This is a genomic window from Stenotrophomonas sp. 704A1 (assembly GCF_030549525.1).
Taxonomy (GTDB): Bacteria; Pseudomonadota; Gammaproteobacteria; order Xanthomonadales; family Xanthomonadaceae; genus Stenotrophomonas; species Stenotrophomonas tuberculopleuritidis.
In genome coordinates this window covers 4,668,533-4,686,432 of sequence record NZ_CP130831.1, presented here as the reverse complement: position 1 = coordinate 4,686,432, position 17,900 = coordinate 4,668,533, and the positions used below count along the sequence as shown (strand labels likewise).

General features: G+C 67.9%; 15 protein-coding genes. 8 read left to right on the top strand and 7 right to left on the bottom strand.

Going from position 1 to position 17,900, the window contains the following annotated elements; genetic code table 11:
- The first annotated feature begins 254 nt into the window (after window positions 1–254).
- The 6 genes from rpmH to Q5Z10_RS21320 all read left to right on the top strand — a co-directional run bounded on the left by rpmH (window position 255) and on the right by Q5Z10_RS21320 (window position 7,974).
- The gene (gene rpmH / locus Q5Z10_RS21345; RefSeq protein WP_006404565.1) at window positions 255–395 is read left to right on the top strand and encodes a 50S ribosomal protein L34; all 141 of its coding nucleotides are present in this window, start codon (window positions 255–257) and stop codon (window positions 393–395) included.
- Between the two features lie 5 nt (window positions 396–400).
- Window positions 401–895 (top strand): ribonuclease P protein component, encoded by a 495-nt coding sequence (gene rnpA, locus Q5Z10_RS21340; protein WP_303637324.1) that lies wholly within the window; start codon window positions 401–403, stop codon window positions 893–895.
- Window positions 895–2,610 (top strand): membrane protein insertase YidC, encoded by a 1,716-nt coding sequence (gene yidC / locus Q5Z10_RS21335; protein ID WP_303637323.1) that lies wholly within the window; start codon window positions 895–897, stop codon window positions 2,608–2,610. The genes rnpA and yidC overlap by 1 nt, the downstream gene beginning before the upstream one ends.
- Before the next feature lie 128 nt (window positions 2,611–2,738).
- Window positions 2,739–5,408 (top strand): polysaccharide deacetylase family protein, encoded by a 2,670-nt coding sequence (locus tag Q5Z10_RS21330; protein WP_303637322.1) that lies wholly within the window; start codon window positions 2,739–2,741, stop codon window positions 5,406–5,408.
- A 3-nt stretch (window positions 5,409–5,411) separates the two neighbouring features.
- Complete coding sequence (mnmE, locus tag Q5Z10_RS21325) at window positions 5,412–6,761, top strand: tRNA uridine-5-carboxymethylaminomethyl(34) synthesis GTPase MnmE (protein WP_303637321.1); 1,350 nt, start codon at window positions 5,412–5,414, stop codon at window positions 6,759–6,761.
- Window positions 6,762–6,867: 106 nt separating this feature from the next.
- Window positions 6,868–7,974: a glycerophosphodiester phosphodiesterase gene (locus tag Q5Z10_RS21320; protein ID WP_303637320.1), complete on the top strand. Its 1,107-nt coding sequence runs from the start codon at window positions 6,868–6,870 to the stop codon at window positions 7,972–7,974.
- A gap of 40 nt (window positions 7,975–8,014) precedes the next feature.
- On the opposite strand, the gene Q5Z10_RS21315 is transcribed toward Q5Z10_RS21320, so the two are convergent.
- A complete protein-coding gene (locus tag Q5Z10_RS21315) occupies window positions 8,015–8,785 on the bottom strand; it encodes a rhomboid family intramembrane serine protease (protein ID WP_303637319.1) in 771 nt (256 codons plus the stop codon).
- A 107-nt stretch (window positions 8,786–8,892) separates the two neighbouring features.
- Window positions 8,893–9,855, bottom strand: a complete 963-nt coding sequence (locus Q5Z10_RS21310) for a TerC family protein (protein WP_303637318.1) — start codon at window positions 9,853–9,855, stop codon at window positions 8,893–8,895.
- A 304-nt stretch (window positions 9,856–10,159) separates the two neighbouring features.
- Here Q5Z10_RS21310 and Q5Z10_RS21305 point away from each other — a divergent pair, with 304 nt between their 5' ends.
- Window positions 10,160–11,329, top strand: a complete 1,170-nt coding sequence (locus Q5Z10_RS21305; RefSeq protein ID WP_303637317.1) for a class I SAM-dependent rRNA methyltransferase — start codon at window positions 10,160–10,162, stop codon at window positions 11,327–11,329.
- 46 nt (window positions 11,330–11,375) lie between these two features.
- Here the strand turns inward: Q5Z10_RS21305 and Q5Z10_RS21300 are convergent, their stop codons facing one another.
- Entirely contained in the window at window positions 11,376–12,245 is an 870-nt protein-coding gene (locus tag Q5Z10_RS21300; protein ID WP_303637316.1) for a hypothetical protein, read from the bottom strand.
- The gene (locus Q5Z10_RS21295; protein WP_303637315.1) at window positions 12,242–13,063 is read right to left on the bottom strand and encodes a protein klaA; all 822 of its coding nucleotides are present in this window, start codon (window positions 13,061–13,063) and stop codon (window positions 12,242–12,244) included. The genes Q5Z10_RS21300 and Q5Z10_RS21295 overlap by 4 nt, the downstream gene beginning before the upstream one ends.
- Before the next feature lie 205 nt (window positions 13,064–13,268).
- On the opposite strand from Q5Z10_RS21295, the gene Q5Z10_RS21290 reads away from it, so the two are divergent.
- Entirely contained in the window at window positions 13,269–14,510 is a 1,242-nt protein-coding gene (locus Q5Z10_RS21290; protein WP_303637314.1) for a dipeptidase, read from the top strand.
- A 58-nt stretch (window positions 14,511–14,568) separates the two neighbouring features.
- On the opposite strand, the gene Q5Z10_RS21285 is transcribed toward Q5Z10_RS21290, so the two are convergent.
- From Q5Z10_RS21285 to Q5Z10_RS21275, 3 genes are all read right to left on the bottom strand, one after another.
- Window positions 14,569–15,996 (bottom strand): amino acid permease, encoded by a 1,428-nt coding sequence (locus Q5Z10_RS21285; protein WP_303637313.1) that lies wholly within the window; start codon window positions 15,994–15,996, stop codon window positions 14,569–14,571.
- 251 nt (window positions 15,997–16,247) lie between these two features.
- Window positions 16,248–16,883: a leucine efflux protein LeuE gene (leuE, locus tag Q5Z10_RS21280; RefSeq protein ID WP_303637312.1), complete on the bottom strand. Its 636-nt coding sequence runs from the start codon at window positions 16,881–16,883 to the stop codon at window positions 16,248–16,250.
- Between the two features lie 15 nt (window positions 16,884–16,898).
- The gene (locus tag Q5Z10_RS21275; RefSeq protein WP_303637311.1) at window positions 16,899–17,870 is read right to left on the bottom strand and encodes a LysR family transcriptional regulator; all 972 of its coding nucleotides are present in this window, start codon (window positions 17,868–17,870) and stop codon (window positions 16,899–16,901) included.
- Between the last annotated feature and the right edge of the window lie 30 nt (window positions 17,871–17,900).

Sequence of the window (17,900 nt, the reverse complement as noted above, 5' to 3'; positions counted from 1 at the left end):
CAGCAATAATTGTCCGGTGGCCGGCGGATAGGCGCGCAAAGACGCCCAAACACAGGCCTGAAAGGGGGGAAATGGATGGCTCAGACTACCACCGCAGGCCGGGCTTCGGAATGCTTGTCCCCCACTTATTCACAAAAACATCCACAGCTATTGCACAGGCCGGTGAATTGGCGTAGCTGTCAGGGCTTGACGCGAGGGGGTACACCTCTCTAAAATTTCCGGTTCTTTCCGTCCCATTCATACGAGAGGCCCACATGGCCACCAAGCGCACCTTCCAGCCCAGCAACCTCAAGCGTAAGCGCGACCACGGCTTCCGTGCCCGTATGAAGACCGCTGACGGCCGCAAGATCCTGTCGCGTCGCCGCGCCAAGGGCCGCAAAGTCCTGAGCGCCTGATTGCCATGCCGCATCCAGCGGCAGACGCAATCCATTCGACAGTGAATACTGCAGACCCGCGCAAGCGATTCCCTCGCTCTGCGCGGGTTCGCACGCGTGCCGAATATTCAACGGTCTTCAACGGCGCCCGCCGTGTGTCCGATCCGCTGATGACCCTGCACTGGCTGCCGGCAGACCGGCCGGCCAGGCTGGGTCTGGCGGTGTCCCGCAAGGTCGATCCGCATGCCGTCGGGCGCAACCGGATCAAGCGCGTGCTGCGCGACGCCCTGCGTCAGACACGAACCGACATCCAGCCAGGCGACTTCGTCGTCGTGGCCCGTAGTGCTGCGCGTAACGCCAGCAACGACGACATCCGCCAGGCCTTTCTGCGCCTGTTGCGGCGCCTGCGCGCATTGCCCGCGCCGGGCGTGGACGGCACAATGCCGCCGCCTGATGGCATCGCCATTTCTTCCATCACCGAGCCGGCACCGCGTCCCGGCCCCGCTGAGCCTGCCTGCTGATGAACCAGACCCGTGTATTCCTGATCTTTGCCTGGCTGATGGTGGCCGTGCTGCTGTGGATGGAGTGGAGCCGTGAAAAGGCCGTTCCGGCCCCGGCACCGACCACCAGCTCGGCACCGGCCGCCGCACAGAGCGTTCCGGGCGCGACCCCGGGCAGCATCCCCAGCGCAACGGTTCCCGGTGCCCCGGGCCAGCCGGCGGCACAGGCCCAGGCCGCCGCCACGCCGTCCGCACAGCGCGTGACCGTGACCACCGACGTGCTGCGCCTGCAGCTCGATGGCGGCCGTGTGCTGGATGCCGAGCTGCTGCAGTTCCCGCAGAGCAAGGACGAGGGCAGTCCGCCGGTGCGCCTGCTGACCGAAGACCCCGCGCATCCCTACAGCGCGATCAGCGGTTGGGCCAGCGAAGACAAGAACACCCCGGTGCCGGGTGCCGACGGTTTCAAGCTGGTCGGTGATACCCGCGACTTCGTGCTGGCCAAGGGCCAGAACGAACTGCAGATCCCCTTCGTGTGGACCGGCGACAACGGTGTGACCATCAAGCGCACCCTGACCGTGGGCCGCAACGAGTATGCGATCCGCTTCAAGGACGAAGTCAGCAATGCCGGTGCCGCGCCGTGGAACGGCTACGTGTACCGCACCCTGGACCGCACCCCGACGATCCTGTCGCGGAGCATGACCAATCCGGATTCGTTCAGCTTCAACGGTGCCACCTGGTACGACAACGACAAGAAGTACCAGCGTCGTGCGTTCAAGGATTACCTGGACGATGGCGCGCTGAACCAGAACATCACCGGCGGCTGGCTGGCGATGCTGCAGCACCACTTCTTCACCGCCTGGATCCCGCAAAAGGACCAGACCGCGCACTACGTGCTGTCGCAGGTCGCCGGCCGTGACCTGATCGAGGCGCGTGGCCCGGCCTTCACCGTGGCCCCGGGCCAGTCGACCAGCACCGAGGCCCGCCTGTGGGTCGGCCCGAAGCTGGTCAACCTGATCGCCAAGGAAGACGTGCCGGGCCTGGACCGCGTGGTCGACTACAGCCGCTTCTCGATGATGGCGGTGATCGGCCAGGGCCTGTTCTGGGTGCTCAACCAGGTGCACAAGCTGGTGGGCAACTGGGGCTGGGCCATTGTCGGCCTGGTGGTGCTGCTGAAGATCGTGCTGTACCCGCTGTCGGCGACCCAGTACAAGAGCGGCGCCAAGATGCGCCGGTTCCAGCCGCGCATCGCGCAGCTGAAGGAACGCTACGGCGACGACCGCCAGAAGTTCCAGACCGCGATGATGGAGCTGTACAAGAAGGAGAAGATCAATCCGATGGGCGGCTGTCTGCCGATCCTCATCCAGATGCCGATCTTCTTCGCGCTGTACTGGGTGCTGGTGGAATCGGTTGAACTGCGCCAGGCGCCCTGGTTCGGCTGGATCCAGGACCTGACCGCGCGTGACCCGTACTTCATCCTGCCGGTGATCAACGTGGCGGTGATGTGGTTCACCCAGAAGCTGACCCCGGCACCGGGCATGGACCCGATGCAGCAGAAGATGATGCAGTTCATGCCGCTGGTGTTCGGCGTCATGATGGCCTTCATGCCGTCCGGTCTGGTGCTGTACTGGGTGGTCAACGGCGGCCTGGGCCTGCTGCAGCAGTGGTGGATGACCAAGCGCCACGGCAGCGACCCGGTTCCGGCCACCGCCACCACCGCACCGGCCAAGAAAAAGTAAGGCGCGTCTGCGCCGACGGGTGGAGCCGGCCGCTGGCCGGCTGGCCCTGCAAAGCCCGCCGCAAGGCGGGCTTTGCGCATGTGGCGTTAGAATCGCCCGCACACTGTTCCCCCCAGCCTGAGTCCGCCATGCCGCGTGTGCCGTCGTTCCACCTGTTGCTGGCCTCGCTGCTGCTGACCCTGCTCGTCGCCGGGTGTACCAACAACGACACGCAGGCGCCGGCCACCCCGACCCAGGCGAGCGCGCGGGCCGCGGCCGCTGCCGACCCCGCCGCCGCGCCGCTGCTGGATGCTTTGCAGAAGCAGCTGGACGGCTACCGCCGCATCATCGTGCTGCTGGCCGACGAACACGCGCAGTCGCCCACCGACCGTGGCACCTCCACCCGCATCGGCCAGCAGCTGTTCCACGACGGGCTGGAACAGCGCACGGCCATCGCCGCGCAGTTCGACAGCCTGCTGCGCGGTGGCAGCCCGCGGCGCTTCGCCACCCTTGGCAGCGTGCTGGACTACATCGAATCGGCACCGGAGCTGTTCGATGCCGATCGCCTCGCCTTCCGCGAAGTGCTGCGCGACCTGCACGAGCGGGTCGGTGCCGATTCCTCGCTGCCGGCGGTGAAACTGCATCAGCGCATCGGCGAGGACCTGGAGGCGCTCGACGAGATCGAGCGAAACTACAACCAGGAACTGACCCGCATCTTCAGCCGCTTCGAGCGCACCCGCGCCATCGAGCTGAAGCGGGAGAAGTGGGACGACTACATCGCCCACCTGCACAAGGACTACAGCCGCGAGGCGATCCTGCGCGATTACGGCGTGATCGAGCCCTACCCGATGTCGATGAAGGACAACGACCGCGAGATCTTCGGCCGCGACCTGCCGGCCAAGACCGTGGTGCTGACCTTCGACGATGGCCCGCACAAGGCCTATACCGATGAAGTGGTGGCCATCCTCAAGCGCTATGACGTGCCCGGCGTGTTCTTCGAGGTCGGCCGCAATCTTGGCAAGGTCGACGCCGATGGCACGGTCAGCCTCGGGCCGATGGCGAAGATCAGCCGCAGCCTGATGGAAGAAGGCTATGCGGTCGGCAACCACAGCCTGACCCACGCGCAGTTGTCGCGCACCTCCGGCGACGCGCTGCGCCAGCAGGTGCTGGACACCGATGCGCTGCTGAAGGATGTCGACGGCAAACGTGCGCCGCTGTTCCGCTTCCCCTACGGCGCGCGCAATGCCGAAGGCCTGCAGCTGCTCAACGAGGCCGGCCTGAAGTCGATCATGTGGAACATCGATTCAATGGACTGGGCCGACCCGGTGCCGGAATCGATCGTGCAGCGGGTGCTCGACCAGGTCAGCAAGGAACAGCGCGGCATCATCCTGTTCCACGACATCCACGACCGCGCGGTGAAGGCGCTGCCGCAGATCCTCGATCGCCTGATCGCCGACGGCTACCAGTTCGCCGGCTGGAACGGCCGCGACTTCAGCGTCGCCCGCCCCCGCAAGGGCAGTGACCGCGACGCCACGGTCACCACCGGGTACGAGAAATCGTGGGCGATCGTGGTCGGCATCGACAACTACGCCAAGTGGCCGAAGCTTGAGTACGCCAGCCACGATGCACAGGCGGTGGCCGACACGCTGACCGGGCAGTTCGGTTTTCCGGCTTCGCAGGTGATCGTGCTGAAGAACGAGCAGGCCACCCGCAACAACATCCTCGCCGCCTTCCACGACCGGCTGGCCGATGACCGCACCGGCCGCAACGACCGCGTGTTCGTGTTCTTCGCCGGCCACGGTGCTACCCGCCAGCTCGCCTCCGGGCGCGACCTCGGCTACATCATCCCGGTTGATTCGGACCCGAAGGAGTTCGCCACCGACGCGATCGCGATGACCGACATCCAGAACATCGCCGAAAGCCTGCAGGCCAAGCACGTGATGTTCGTGATGGACGCCTGCTACAGCGGCCTCGGCCTGACCCGCGGCGGTCCCTCGTCGTCCGCATTCCTGCGCGAGAACGCCCGGCGCAGCGCGCGTCAGATGCTCACCGCCGGCGGCGCCGACCAGCAGGTGGCCGATGCCGGCCCGAATGGCCATTCGGTGTTCACCTGGGTGCTGCTGCAGGCATTGGCCGGCAAGGGCGACCTCAACGGTGATGGCCTGATCACCGGCACCGAGCTGGCGGCCTACGTGGCGCCGGCGGTATCGGCGGTCTCGCAGCAGACCCCGGCCTTCGGCAGCCTGCCCGGTTCGCAGGGCGGCGAGTTCGTGTTCCAGCTGCCGGACAGCCAGGAATACCTCAACGCCGACACCCGCCAGCTGACCCCCGATGCGATTGCCCTCAACAACAAGGTCGATGCCGCGCAGGACGCGAAGCCCAGCGAAGCACCGGTCACCGTGGCCGACCTGCAGGGGGGCAGGGCGACGCTGGTGGTGCCCAGTGCCGGCCCGGCCTCGGACCGCCAGCGCGCGCAGCAGGCCAACGACCGTGGCCTGCAGCTGTACCGCGAGAAGCAGTACGAGGCCGCCGCCGCGCAGTTCGCCGAAGCACTGAAACTGCGCCCGGACTTCGCCCAGGCGGCCAACAACCTCGGCTTCGTCTACTACCGCCAGCAGCGCTATGCCGAAGCCGCGCGCTGGCTGGAAAACACCCTGAAGATCGATCCCTCGCGTGCGGTGGCCCACCTCAATCTGGGCGATGCGTACTTCCACGCCGGCGACAGGGCCAGGGCCAGGCAGGCCTATACCACCTACCTGGCCCTGCAGCCGCAGGGCAGCGGTGCTGCCCAGGCGCGCGCGCAGCTGGAGAAACTCTGAGCCATGAATGACGCGACCCGTACCGACACCATCGTGGCCATCGCCAGCGCCCCCGGCGCCGGCGGTGTCGGCCTGCTGCGACTGTCCGGCCCGCGCGCCGCGGCCATCGCCATGGCGCTGGGCGCGCCCACGCTGCGCCCGCGCCACGCGCACTACGCGCGCCTGCGCGATGCCGAGGGCGAGGTGATCGACGACGGTATCGTGCTGTGGTTCCCGGCACCGAACAGCTTCACCGGTGAAGAGGTGGTGGAGCTGCAGGGCCATGGCAGCCCGGTACTGCTGCAGCAGCTGGTCGCGCGCTGCATCGCGCTGGGCGCCCGCCAGGCGCGGCCGGGGGAGTTCAGTGAACGTGCCTTCCTCAACGGCAAGCTCGATCTGGCCCAGGCCGAGGCCATTGCCGACCTGATCGCCGCGGGTGACAGCCGCGCTGCCCGCGCCGCGCGCCGTTCGCTGGACGGCGTGTTCTCGCGCCGCATCGACGTCGTGGTCGAGCAGCTGGTGCTGCTGCGCATCCACGTGGAAGCCGCCATCGACTTCGCCGACGAACCGCTGGATACGCTCGGTGGTGCACAGGTGCGGCGCGGCCTGGAACAGGCGCGTGGTGACCTGGCGCTGCTGCGCCGTGATGCCGAACGCGGGCGCCGTCTGCGCGATGGCCTGCATGCCGTGCTGGTCGGCCCGCCCAACGCCGGCAAGAGTTCATTGCTCAATGCGCTGGCCGGCAGCGAACGCGCCATCGTCACCGACATTGCCGGTACCACCCGTGACACCCTGCGCGAGACCATCCGCCTGGATGGGCTGGAGCTGACCCTGGTCGATACCGCCGGCCTGCGTGAGGGCGGGGATGTGATCGAACGCGAAGGCATGCGCCGCGCCCATGTGGAGATCGAGCGCACCGACCTGGCGTTGATCGTGCTGGATGCGCGTGACCCCGCCGCCGGCGAAGCCGCGCTGGGCGAGGCGGTGGCGGCGGTGCCGCACAAGGTCTACATCCACAACAAGTCGGACCTGCTGGTGACCGCGCCGGCGCTGGACGATCCGGATCGGGTGCTGGTCTCGGCCGCCACCGGCGCCGGTCTGGAGGACCTGCATGCGCGCCTGCGCTCGATCGCGTCGGCCGGGGCAGGCGAGCAGGTGGAGGGCGAATTCTCCGCGCGTACCCGCCATGTGGATGCCATCGAACGCGCGCAGCAACATGCGCAGCGCGCCGATGCCGAGCTGGCGCACGAACACCTGGAACTGGCCGCCGAGGAGCTGCGGCTGGCGCACGACGCGCTGGGTGAGATCACCGGGCAGATGAGTGCCGATGACCTGCTGGGCCGGATCTTTTCCAGTTTCTGCATCGGCAAGTAGGGGCATCGCCGAGCATGTGCCCGGCCCTGCAGCTGCGCGCTTCCCCCGCCTGTCATATTGCCGCCGCATACTGACGCCCATCACATACCGCTTTGGGGAAGTCGCAGTGAAGTCGTGGGGTTGTGCGTTGCTGTTGTCGCTGGCCGTGGCACCATCGGTGGCCATGAGTGCTGAATCTTCCACCCCGGCTGCACCCAAGGCATCGGTCTACGGTCATCGCGGCGCAAGCGCGCTGCTGCCCGAGCACACCCTGGCCGCCTACGCGCAGGCCATCGCCGATGGCGCCGACTACATCGAGCCGGACCTGGTGATGACCAAGGACGGGGTGATGGTGGCCCGCCACGAGAACGAGATCGGCGGCACCACCGACGTGGCCGAACACGAGGAGTTCGCCAAGCGGAAGACCCGCAAGGTCATCGATGGGCAGACCGTGGAAGGCTGGTTCACCGAAGACTTCACCCTGGCCGAGCTGAAGACCCTGTACGCGCGCGAGCGCCTGCCGGCGCTGCGCAGCACCGCCTACGACGGCCAGTTCCGCATCGCCAGCCTGGACGAGATCCTGGCCTTCCTGGTGCAGCAGGCCGGCCGCGCCAACCGCGGCATCGGCCTGGTACCGGAGATCAAGCACCCGACCTACTTCCAGTCGATCGGCCTGCCGATGGAAGACAAACTGCTGTCCGCGCTGCGCGGCAACGCCTATACCAACGTCGGCCCGGTCACCATCCAGTCGTTCGAGACCGCCAACCTGCGCTATCTGCGCGGCAGGATTCCGCGGGGCAGCAACATCCGCCTGCTGCAGCTGCTGTGGAAGGGCGACACCCAGCCGGCCGACATCGCCAAGGCCGGTGGCGCGCTGACCTACGCACAGATGATGACCCCCGCCGGATTGAAGGACATCGCCGGCTACGCCGATGGCATCGGCCCGGAGCTGCGCTCGATCATTCCGCTCGATGCCAAGGGCGCCCTGGGGACAGCGACCACGCTGGTGCAGGACGCGCATGCCGTGGGCCTGATGGTGATCCCGTACACCTTCCGCCCGGAAAACCACTTCCAGCCCAGCAACCTGCGCAAGGGCGCCGACAACGCGCGCAATGCCGAGGGATCGATCGCCGAGATGCGGGCCTACCTGGCCACCGGCATCGATGCGTTCTTCACCGATGATCCGGCGCTGGGCCGGCAGGCGGTGGATGGGATGGGCGCGGCGGGGAACTGAAGTCGCAACGCGTCGCCGGGCATGGCCCGGCGCATCCGGCTCAGCCGCGCGGATCTTCCGGGCGCCGGAACGGAACGACCACATAGTCCTGCCCTTCGCGCGGCTGCCACAGCACCGGCACGCGTTGCGGCGGCGGCGGCTCCAGCTCCTCGTCGGCCAACGCTTCGGCCTCGTCTTCCTCGTCTTCCCAGCTGTAGCGCGGGCGCGGCGGCAGCGGGTCGGCCGTGCGGAACAGCAGCGCGGCGATGATGCCGGCGAAGGCTCCGCCCATGTGCGATTGCCAGGACACACCATCGGCGTGCGGCAGGATGGTCATCAGCATGCCGCCGTAGAACAGCATGCCGATCAGGCCGGTGGCGATCGCCGCACGGTCGCGGCGCAGCAGGCCCAGGCCGGCCAGCAGGAACATCAGGCCATGGGTGACGCCGCTGGCGCCCAGGTGCACGCTGCCCGGATTGCCGAGCATCCACGCACCGATGCCCGAGCCCAGCCACAGCAGGGGCAGGGCGCGTACGGTGGCTTTCGGGTAGACGCTGCCGGCCAGCGTGCCGAGGATCAGGATCGCGATGCTGTTGGCGGCGATGTGCTCGACCGAGGCATGCAGCATCGGGCCGCCGATCAGGCCCAGCAGGCCCTTGGCTTCAAGTGGTGCGACCGCCCACGGTCGCCAGTCGAACGTGCCCTGCAGGGCGAACACGGCGACCAGCACCAGCACCGCGGCCAGGCTGACATTGAAGGCGCGCAGGATGCGCGTGCGGTCGTTGCGTTCGACCGGCACGTCGCCGGCGGGCAGGGGCGCGTTGGTGTTCATACCTTCAGCAATGGCGGTGGCGGGCGTGAAACCAAGGCCACCGCTGCGGGAGAGTGGAAACGGCCGGCGGGACAATCCCGCCGGCCGTGCCGTTCAACTGCCCAGGCTCAGGCCTGGCCTTCGCCCTGCTTCGGCGGGTTCTTCAGGCTGAGCACCACGGTGGTGGCGATGATCACCGCCACCACGCCCAGCGACACCGGGGTCGGAATCTTGAACAGGTCGATGATCATCATCTTGATGCCGATGAAGGCCAGCACCAGCGCCAGGCCATACGGCAGCAGGTGGAAGCGGTCCGCCATGCCGGCCAGCAGGAAGAACATCGCGCGCAGGCCCAGCACCGCGAACACGTTGGAGGTCAGCACGATGAACGGGTCGGTGGTGATGGCGAAGATCGCCGGGATGCTGTCCACCGCGAAGATGACGTCGGTGACCGCGATCAGGATCAGCACGGCGAACAACGGGGTGAACCAGCGCACGCCATCGCGCTTGACGCTCATCGCGTTGCCTTCGTAACCCGGCAGCAGGCGCAGGTGCCTGCGCATCCAGCGCAGGGCGGGGTTGGCTTCCAGATCCGGTTCCTGGCCGGCGGCGAACCACATCTTCCAGCCGGTGAACAGCAGGAAGGCGCCGAATACGTAGAGCAGCCAGTGGAACTGGGTGATCAGCACGCTGCCGGCGAAGATCATGATCGTACGCAGCACGATCGCGCCCAGGATGCCGATGATCAGCACCTTCTGGCGCTGCTCCTCCGGCACCGCGAAGTAGCTCATGATCATCAGGAAGACAAAGATGTTGTCCACCGCCAGCGCCTTCTCGACCAGATAGCCGGTCAGGAACTCCAGGCCGACCTTGTTGGCCACCACCTGGCCGGCGGTCTCGTTCAGGTAGTACCAAAGGCCGCCATTGAACAGCAGGGCCAGCGCGACCCAGCCGATGGACCACCACAGGGCTTCCTTGAAGGTGACCTTGTGCGGGCCACCATGGCGCATCAACACGAGGTCGACCAGCAGGGCGATGACCACCACCGCTGCGAAGCCGCCCCACAACCACACGTTACCGATCGTCTGCATTGGGAATGTCCGTTGGAAAGATGAATGCCAGGCCGGACGGCGAGGATCTGCAACGGAGGATCGGAGGGGGATCCAGGGACAGAGCTTCGCCGGTACGGCGAAGGTCTCGCTCGCAGTTCCGGTGGGCTGGAACTGCCGTTGCACCGGAGCCTGCGGGCTCGAAATGACGGCGACAACGTCTGGGAGCTACTCCCCTTCTGGCGCCGATTCTGCGGCCTGGCCGGGCTGCCGTCAAATGGGCCGGCGCCCGCGCGGACCGCCCGCCGCGGAAATCTGAGCCCGGCGCCCGGTTTACAATAGGTGGATGAATACCGCCCTCCCCGTTGTCCGCCTCAAGAACGCGTGGCGCTCCAGCCACCCGTGGATCTTCCAGAAACTGGTCGAAAAGCCGACCGTCCGGCCCAAGCCCGGCGCCATCGTCGACGTGGTCGGCGTGGACGGCGAGTTCATCGGCCGCGGCTTCTACAACGGGCATTCGCGCATTGCCGTGCGCATCCTCGAAACCGACCCGAACGTGCCGGTCGATGCCGGCTGGTTCTCGCGCAAGATCGCCCAGGCGGTGTCGCTGCGCCGTGAGGTGCTGAAGCTCGATGCGGTGTCCGACGCCTGGCGCGTCGTGCACAGCGAGGGGGATGGCCTGTCCGGCCTGGTGGTGGACCGTTACAACGACCTGGTGGTGGTCGAATTCTTCGCCGCCGGCATGTTCCGCCACCGTGAGTGGATCTATGAAGCGCTGCGCGAGCAGTTCCCGGGTTGCCGCTTCCACAGCTTCGCCGACGAGCACGTGCAGAAGCAGGAAAGCTTCGATTTCCACGGCAACACCACCACCGAAGCGTCGGTGATCACCGAGTACGGCATCAAGTTCCGTGCCGACCCGGCCGGTGCGCACAAGACCGGTTTCTTCGCCGACCAGCGCGAGAACCGTGAGTGGCTGAGCCAGCAGGTGGAAGGCAAGAGCGTGCTCGACCTGTGCTGCAACACCGGCGGTTTCGCCGTGTATGCCGCCGCGCGCGGTGCTTCGGAAGTGGTCGGCATCGACATCGATGAGGACGTGATCCAGATCGCCAAGGGCAATTCGCGCCTGAACAACGTGCGTCCGAAGTTCGTCCAGTCCGACATCTTCCCGTGGCTGCGCGACGCCGCCAACCGCGGCGAACAGTACGACGTGGTGATCCTGGACCCGGCGAAGATGACCCGCGACCGCGACCAGGTCATCACCGCACTGAAGAAGTACCTGGACATGAACAAGCTGGCGCTGGGCGTGGTCAAGCCCGGTGGCCTGTTCGCTACGTTCTCGTGCACCGGCCTGGTGGCCGAGGACCAGTTCCTGGACATGCTGCGTCGCGCCGCGTACTTCTCCGGCCGCACCATCCAGATCCTGAAGGTCGCCGGCGCCGGCGCGGACCACCCGTTCATGGCCCACGTGCAGGAATCGCGTTACCTGAAGGCGGTCTTCTGCCGCGTGGTGGATTGACGATGCACGGGGTGCCGACCCACGGTCGGCACCGTCCGGCGCGGCGCTAGGGCCGCGCCGACGCGTCCGTTGCCTGCAGCTGCAGCAGCAGACCGTTGATGACCGCCACCCGCCTGCGCAGGTGCCACCCCAGCGCCGCCAGCCCGCTGCCGGCCAGCAGCAGCGCTGGAATCCCGAGCAGGCTGATGATCCAGCCGTACTCAAACAGGGCCATGCGCAGCGGTTGCTGCCGATGCCATTGCGCACTGCGCGCCGAGGTCGGCAACCCGGCTGCTTTCTCCAGCGCCGCCTGCCACAGCGCGGGCACCGGCACGCCGATGTCCTGGCCGTTGGCCAGCGCCTGTGCCAGTGCATCCCGGTCACTGCCATCGCGGCCGGCCACCATCGCATCCTGCGCGCGCAGGTAACGCTGCCATGCCGGGCTGAACCCGGTGAAGGCGGCGCTTTCAATCACGGTGTGCAGTTTCCCGTACACCAGCGGGCCGCCCTGTCCGGCCTCGTGCGCGGTGAACCCACGCCGCGCGAAATCGGTGCCCGAGGCGGTCATCCACAGCACCGCCGTGCCGAACACCATGGCGTAGGTGAACTGCCGCACGCCCTGGTTGCGCAGTACCCGGCGCAGACCCATGCCCATCCACGCCAGCACCGGCACGGCCAGCAGATACAGCACGACACCACTGCCTGCGCCGCCGTCGCTGAAGCCGGCAGGCACATGCGCCCAGGCCGGCACGCCGCGGTGTGCGTCGGCGCTGAGCAGGAGCAGGGCCAGCAACGGCGCGCACAGCGGCAGGCAGGCCAGCCCCAGCGAGCGCAGCAGCGACCCACGCCGGTACAGCGCGCGCAGCCCCGCGACACCCTCCACGCGGTCCCGCAACGCCGGCGGAATCTGCAACGGGTCGGTGGCGCGCGTGCTCACGCCCGCACCGCCGGTGCCTGCAGCACTGCCTGCAGTGCCCGCTTCAGCTGGTCCTGCGCCTGTGCGGCGCTGGCGACCATCTGCGCGCTGGCGTTGTCGCTGTTGTGCAGCGCCTGGATGGTCTGCCGCCAGATCGGCAACAGGATCTGCACCGTCTCGCTGTAGCGGTCGAGCAGATCGATGGCCGCACTGCGTGCAAGCTGCACCTGCACCCGGCTCATGGAGTGACTGGCCAGCAGCGCGGTCAGGTTGGCCAGGCGGCGTTGCAGACGCTCGACCGGGCGATCCGGCAAGGGCGCGTCATCCACGCCGGTTGCAGCACCCGCTGGCAGTTCCTGCAGGAACTGCACGCCGGCATCGATGTAGGTCTGCAGGCGCACGCCCTGCACGTCATGCTCGATCAGCTGCGCATCCAGTCGATCCACGCTGGCGCGCACGGCGCTGGCCTGGCGCTCGATCTCGGCCAGCAGCTCGACGTTGCTGCCCATGGCGATGCGCCGGCGCAGCCGCTGTTCGATGTCGGCACCGGTCAACCGGTCCCACCAGTGCGCGCGCTGCAGCAGGGCATTGGGATCGTGCTCGGACAGCCGGGTGACCAGCTCGGCCAGCACGCGGGCCAGCGCGTTGGCGCTGCCATCCTGCCAGGCCGGTTCGGCGCTGGCGCGGGCCAGATCCGGAGGGCCGTAACGACCGATGTCGGTGCGACCCGCAAACAGCGCCGGCAGGACCTCGCGCTTGAGCTGTTCGACGCTGAGCGCGCCGGCGGGCACCGACGTTGCTTCCTTCAGCGGGAGCGGCGGTGGCTGGGACTTCGACATCGATGTTTCCATTCCATGGTCGAGGCGACACGCAGCGATGCGTGCGGCGAAGAGCGGTTGCCGGCGAGTGTAATGGAGCGCGCCTGTCATGGCGCAGGCCGGTCATGGAGCAGGCGTGCAACCGGGCAGGCTGGCCGGGGCGGCACTACCGTGTGGGGTCATCCGGGCGCTATGGTCGTGTCCTTCCCATTGCCGGTGGATCACCATGCCCTCGTTGCGTCGCCTGTCCGTCGTGCTTGCCCTGGCGCTGTGCGCGCCGCTGTCCGCCCACGCCATCGAGTTCAGCACGCAGGAACTGGCGCGTGCCAAGGCGCTGCAGCAGCGCCTGGTCACCCTGGACAGCCACCTGGACACACCGGCCAACTTCGGCCGCCAGGGCTTCGACATCGAACAGCGCCACGACCGCAACGCGCTGTCGCAGGTGGATTACCCACGCATGGTCGAAGGTGCGCTCGATGGTGGTTTCTGGGCGATCTACACCGGACAGGGCGACCGCAGCGCCGCCGCGCACCTGGCCGAGCGCGACCATGGCCTGCAACGGCTGCTGGACATCCGCACGATGCTGGCGGCCAACCCCGAGCGCTTCGCGCTGGCGCTGACGGCCGATGATGCCGCGCGGATCAAGGCGGCCGGCAAGCGCGTGGTCTACATCAGCATGGAGAACGCCAGCCCGCTGGTGGCCGACCCCAGCCTGCTCTCGTTCTACCATCGCGCCGGCCTGCGCCTGCTCAGCACCGTGCACTTCGCCAACAACGAGTTCGCCGATTCGGCCACCGACCCCAAGGGCCCCGAGTGGAAAGGGCTGAGCCCGGCCGGCAAGGACCTGGTCCGCGCGGCGGTCAAGCTGGGCATCGTGATCGACCAGTCGCACGCTTCCGACGCGGTGTTCGATGACCTGCTGGCAATGATGCCGGTGCCGTTCGTGCTGTCGCACAGCTCGGCCAAGGCGGTCTACGACCATCCGCGCAACCTCGATGATGCACGCCTGCGCAAGCTGGCCAGGGCCGGTGGCGTGATCCAGGTGAACGCCTATGGCGGCTACCTGATCGACACCGCAAAGACCCCCGAGCGCACGCAGGCCGAGGAGGCGCTGAGCAGGCAGCTGGGTGGATGGGAAGGCATGGGCATCGAACAGGGCGTAGCGCTGCTGAAGGCCGAGCAGGCGCTGGACCACGAGCACCCGGTGCGCCACGCCAGCCTGGACGACTTCTTCGCCCACTTCGAGCACATCCTCAAGGTGGTCGGTCCCGAGCACGTGGGCATCGGCCTGGACTGGGATGGCGGCGGCGGCCTGAGCGACCTGGCCGATGTCAGCCAGCTGCCGAAGATCACTGCCTGGCTGCTGCGCAAGGGCTATACCGAGCAGCAGATTGCTGCGATCTGGGGCGGCAACCTGCTGCGGGTGATGCGCCAGGCGCAGGATTACGCCGCAAAGCAGGGCGGCTGACCGCCCTGCGTGCATCCGGGATTCCGCCGGGCATGGCCCGGCGCTACCGGTGATCCGTTTACTTCGCGATCAGCGCATGGCGGCGGCTGTACAGGAAATACAGCACCAGGCCGACCAGGTTCCACAGCAGGAAGTACAGCTGGGTGGTGTGGGGCAGGCTGAGGAACAGGTAGATGCAGCCCAGCGCCGCCAGCGGGCCCACGATGAAGGCAAACGGCGTGCGGAACGTGCGCGCGCGGTCCGGCTCGCGCACGCGCAGCACCACCAGGCAGATGCCGACCGCAGTGAAGGCGGCCAGGGTACCGGCATTGGCCAACGCCGCGATCTCGTCCAGGCGCGCCACGCCGGCCAGTGCCGACACCACCACCGCAGTGAACAGCGTGGTCGCCACCGGCGTACCGGTGCGTGCGTTGACCTTGGACAGGCCGCGCGGCAGCAGACCGTCGCGGCTCATCACGAAGAAGATGCGGCTCTGGCCGTACAGGAAGGCCAGCAGCACCGTCGGCAGGGCGATGATGGCGATCACGCCGATCAGCATCGCGGCGGTCGGATGGCCGAGCTGGCGCATGATCAGGGCCAGCGGCTCGGCGCTGTGGCCGAACACCGCGTAGCTCATCGCGCCCACGGCGGCCAGCGCCACCAGTACGTAGACGATGGTGCAGCCGATCATCGAACCGATGATGCCGATCGACAGGTCGCGGCCCGGGTTCTTGGTTTCCTCGGCCGCGGTGGAGATCGCGTCGAAGCCGTAGAAGGCGAAGAAGATGATCGCCGCTGCCGCCATCACGCCGTGCTCGACGCCGTCAGGGCCCATCGACTTGGCAAAGCCATACGGCATGAACGGCTGCAGGTTGGCGCTGTCGAAGGCGGGCAGGGCCACGGCCACGAAGATGGCCAGCGCGATCAGCTTGAACACCACCAGGATGGCGTTGAGGGTGGCGCTTTCTTTGGTGCCGGCCATCAGCATCAGTGCCACCAGCCAGGTGATGACGATCGCCGGCAGGTTGATCATGCCGCCTTCCACGTGCGGGCCGGCAGCCAGCCAGGCCGGCAGCTGCACGTTCCAGCCGAACTGGGTGTGGACCCAGTCGAGGAAGCCGACGAAGTAGCCCGACCAGCCGACCGCGACCGTACTCACCACCAGCGAGTACTCCAGGATCAGGCTCCAGCCCACCACCCAGGCGAACACTTCGCCGAGCGCACTGTAGCTGTAGGTATAGGCACTACCGGCGGCCGGCATCATCGTCGACAGTTCGGCGTAGGACAGCGCCGCACAGGCGCAGACCGCGCCGGCGATGGCAAAGGAGATCAGCACGGCCGGCCCGGCCAGGTTGGCGCCCACGCCGATCAGGGTGTAGATGCCGGTACCGACGATGGCGCCGATGCCCAGCGCGATCAGGTGCGGCCAGCTGAGGGTCGGGACCAGGCGCCTGCCGGCTTCATGGACAGTGACGGAATCTAGGGACTTGCGCCGGAGCAGGGACATGCAGGCCTCGGAAGGGGTGACTGATAACGACAAGTCCCCGAGTGTGACCGAACGCAGCGCAGCATTACCACTGACGGGGGTCATGCACGGCTCAGATGCGTCGCCATCGCCGCTGTACTCCGAGCCCGCTGCCGGAATCGGCATAAAGTGAGGCGCCGCCGCGCCGGGCCGCACGCCGGTCGCTCGGATCCAGCACCCGCGCGCCCTGCGTGCTCAGCCGGCAGCGGCCATTGCGCCGTCCGTCGATGCGCTCACCCGTTCAGCCCCAGGCGGATGCCGAAGCCGACCAGGAACAGGCCGGCCACCCGGCGCAGCGCGTCGCTGACCCGTGGATGCTGGATCAACCGGCGGCGGGCCAGGTTGCCGACCCAGATCAGCAGCGAGCAGTAGGCGATGCTGACCACGAAGATGATGCCCGCCAGTGCTGCGAAGGTGGCAATGCCCTGGTGCGCCTTCGGGTCGATGAACAACGGCAGGAAGGCCATGTAGAACAGGATCGCCTTCGGGTTGAGCAGGCTGACCAGGATCGCCTGGTGGAAGTAGCGGCCCGGCTGCATGCGGATCGGGCCGACCCCGGCGTCACCGCCCTCGTGCTTCGGCGTGCGCAGCAGGCCGATGCCCACCCACACCAGGTAGGCCGCACCCAGGTACTGCACGGCGAGGAACACCAGCGGGTTGGCCTTGAGCAATGCGGCCACGCCGGCCAGCGCCAGCCACATCAGGATCTGGTCGCCGACCAGCAGGCCGGCCAGCGCGGTGTAGCCGCCGCGCACGCCACCCCGGCCGGTGGCGGTCAGCAGGGTGAAGGTGCCGGGACCGGGCAGGGCGAGGAACACCAGCACGGCGACCAGAAATGTCCACAGGTCCTGGATGCCCATCCACGGCATGGCGGCGTTCTCTTGCTACGGGGGGCCGTCATTGTCGGCCAGCGCCGGGATTGGCGACAGGGGGCGGGTGAGGCCATTGGGCATGCCGGACAGCAGCGGTTGCAGGTGCTGGCGCAGCTGCCCGTGCAGTTGCCGCACCGCCGGCGAGAACTGCTTGCGGTGCGGGCATACCAGCTGCAGCGGGATGCTGCTGCCAACACCGTCCAGCAGCAGCTGCAGGCGCCCGGCCTGCACGTCCTCGCGCAGGTCCAGCCAGGACTTGTAGGTGATGCCTTCGCCGGCCACCGCCCAGCGCCGCACCACGTCGGCATCGTCGCAGACCAGCGGGCCGCGCACGGGAATCACGCTGCGACGCCCTTCGACCTCGAACGACCAGCGATCATAGGCGCGGCCATTGAGCTGATAGACCAGGCAGTCGTGTTCGCGCAGATCGTCCAGGCGCGTGGGGATGCCGCGCCGCTGCAGGTAGCCCGGCGAGGCCGCCAGCACGCGCCGGTTGCCCTCCAGCAGGGGCAGGGCCACGTAGTTGGCGTCGTCGAAGTGGCCGATGCGGATGGCCACGTCGACCGGATCGCGGAACACGTCGGCGACCTCGTCGGACAGGCGCAGGTGCAGCCGCAGCCGCGGGTGGGCCGCGCGGAACGCGCTCAGCCAGGGCAGCAGCAGGTTGCGGCCGAAGTCCGACGGCGCCGACAGCTGCAGGGTACCGTGCAGCTCGGTGTCCTCGCCCTGCACGCGGGCCTGGCCTTCGCGCAGGGTCGCCAGCACCTCCTGCGCATACGGCAGGTACAGCGCGCCCTCGCCGGTCAGGCGCAGGCTGCGGGTGGTGCGGACGAACAGGCGCAGGTCCAGCTCGCGCTCCAGCCGCGCCACCGCAGCGGCAACCTGGCCGGGCAGCAGATCGGCCTCGCGGGCCGCCTGCGAGAAGCTGCCCAGCGCGGCGGTACGGACGAACAGCTGCAGATCGTCGAAGCGGATCATTTTCATTGCCAGAGTGAAAGTGCTGCCCGATTCTGC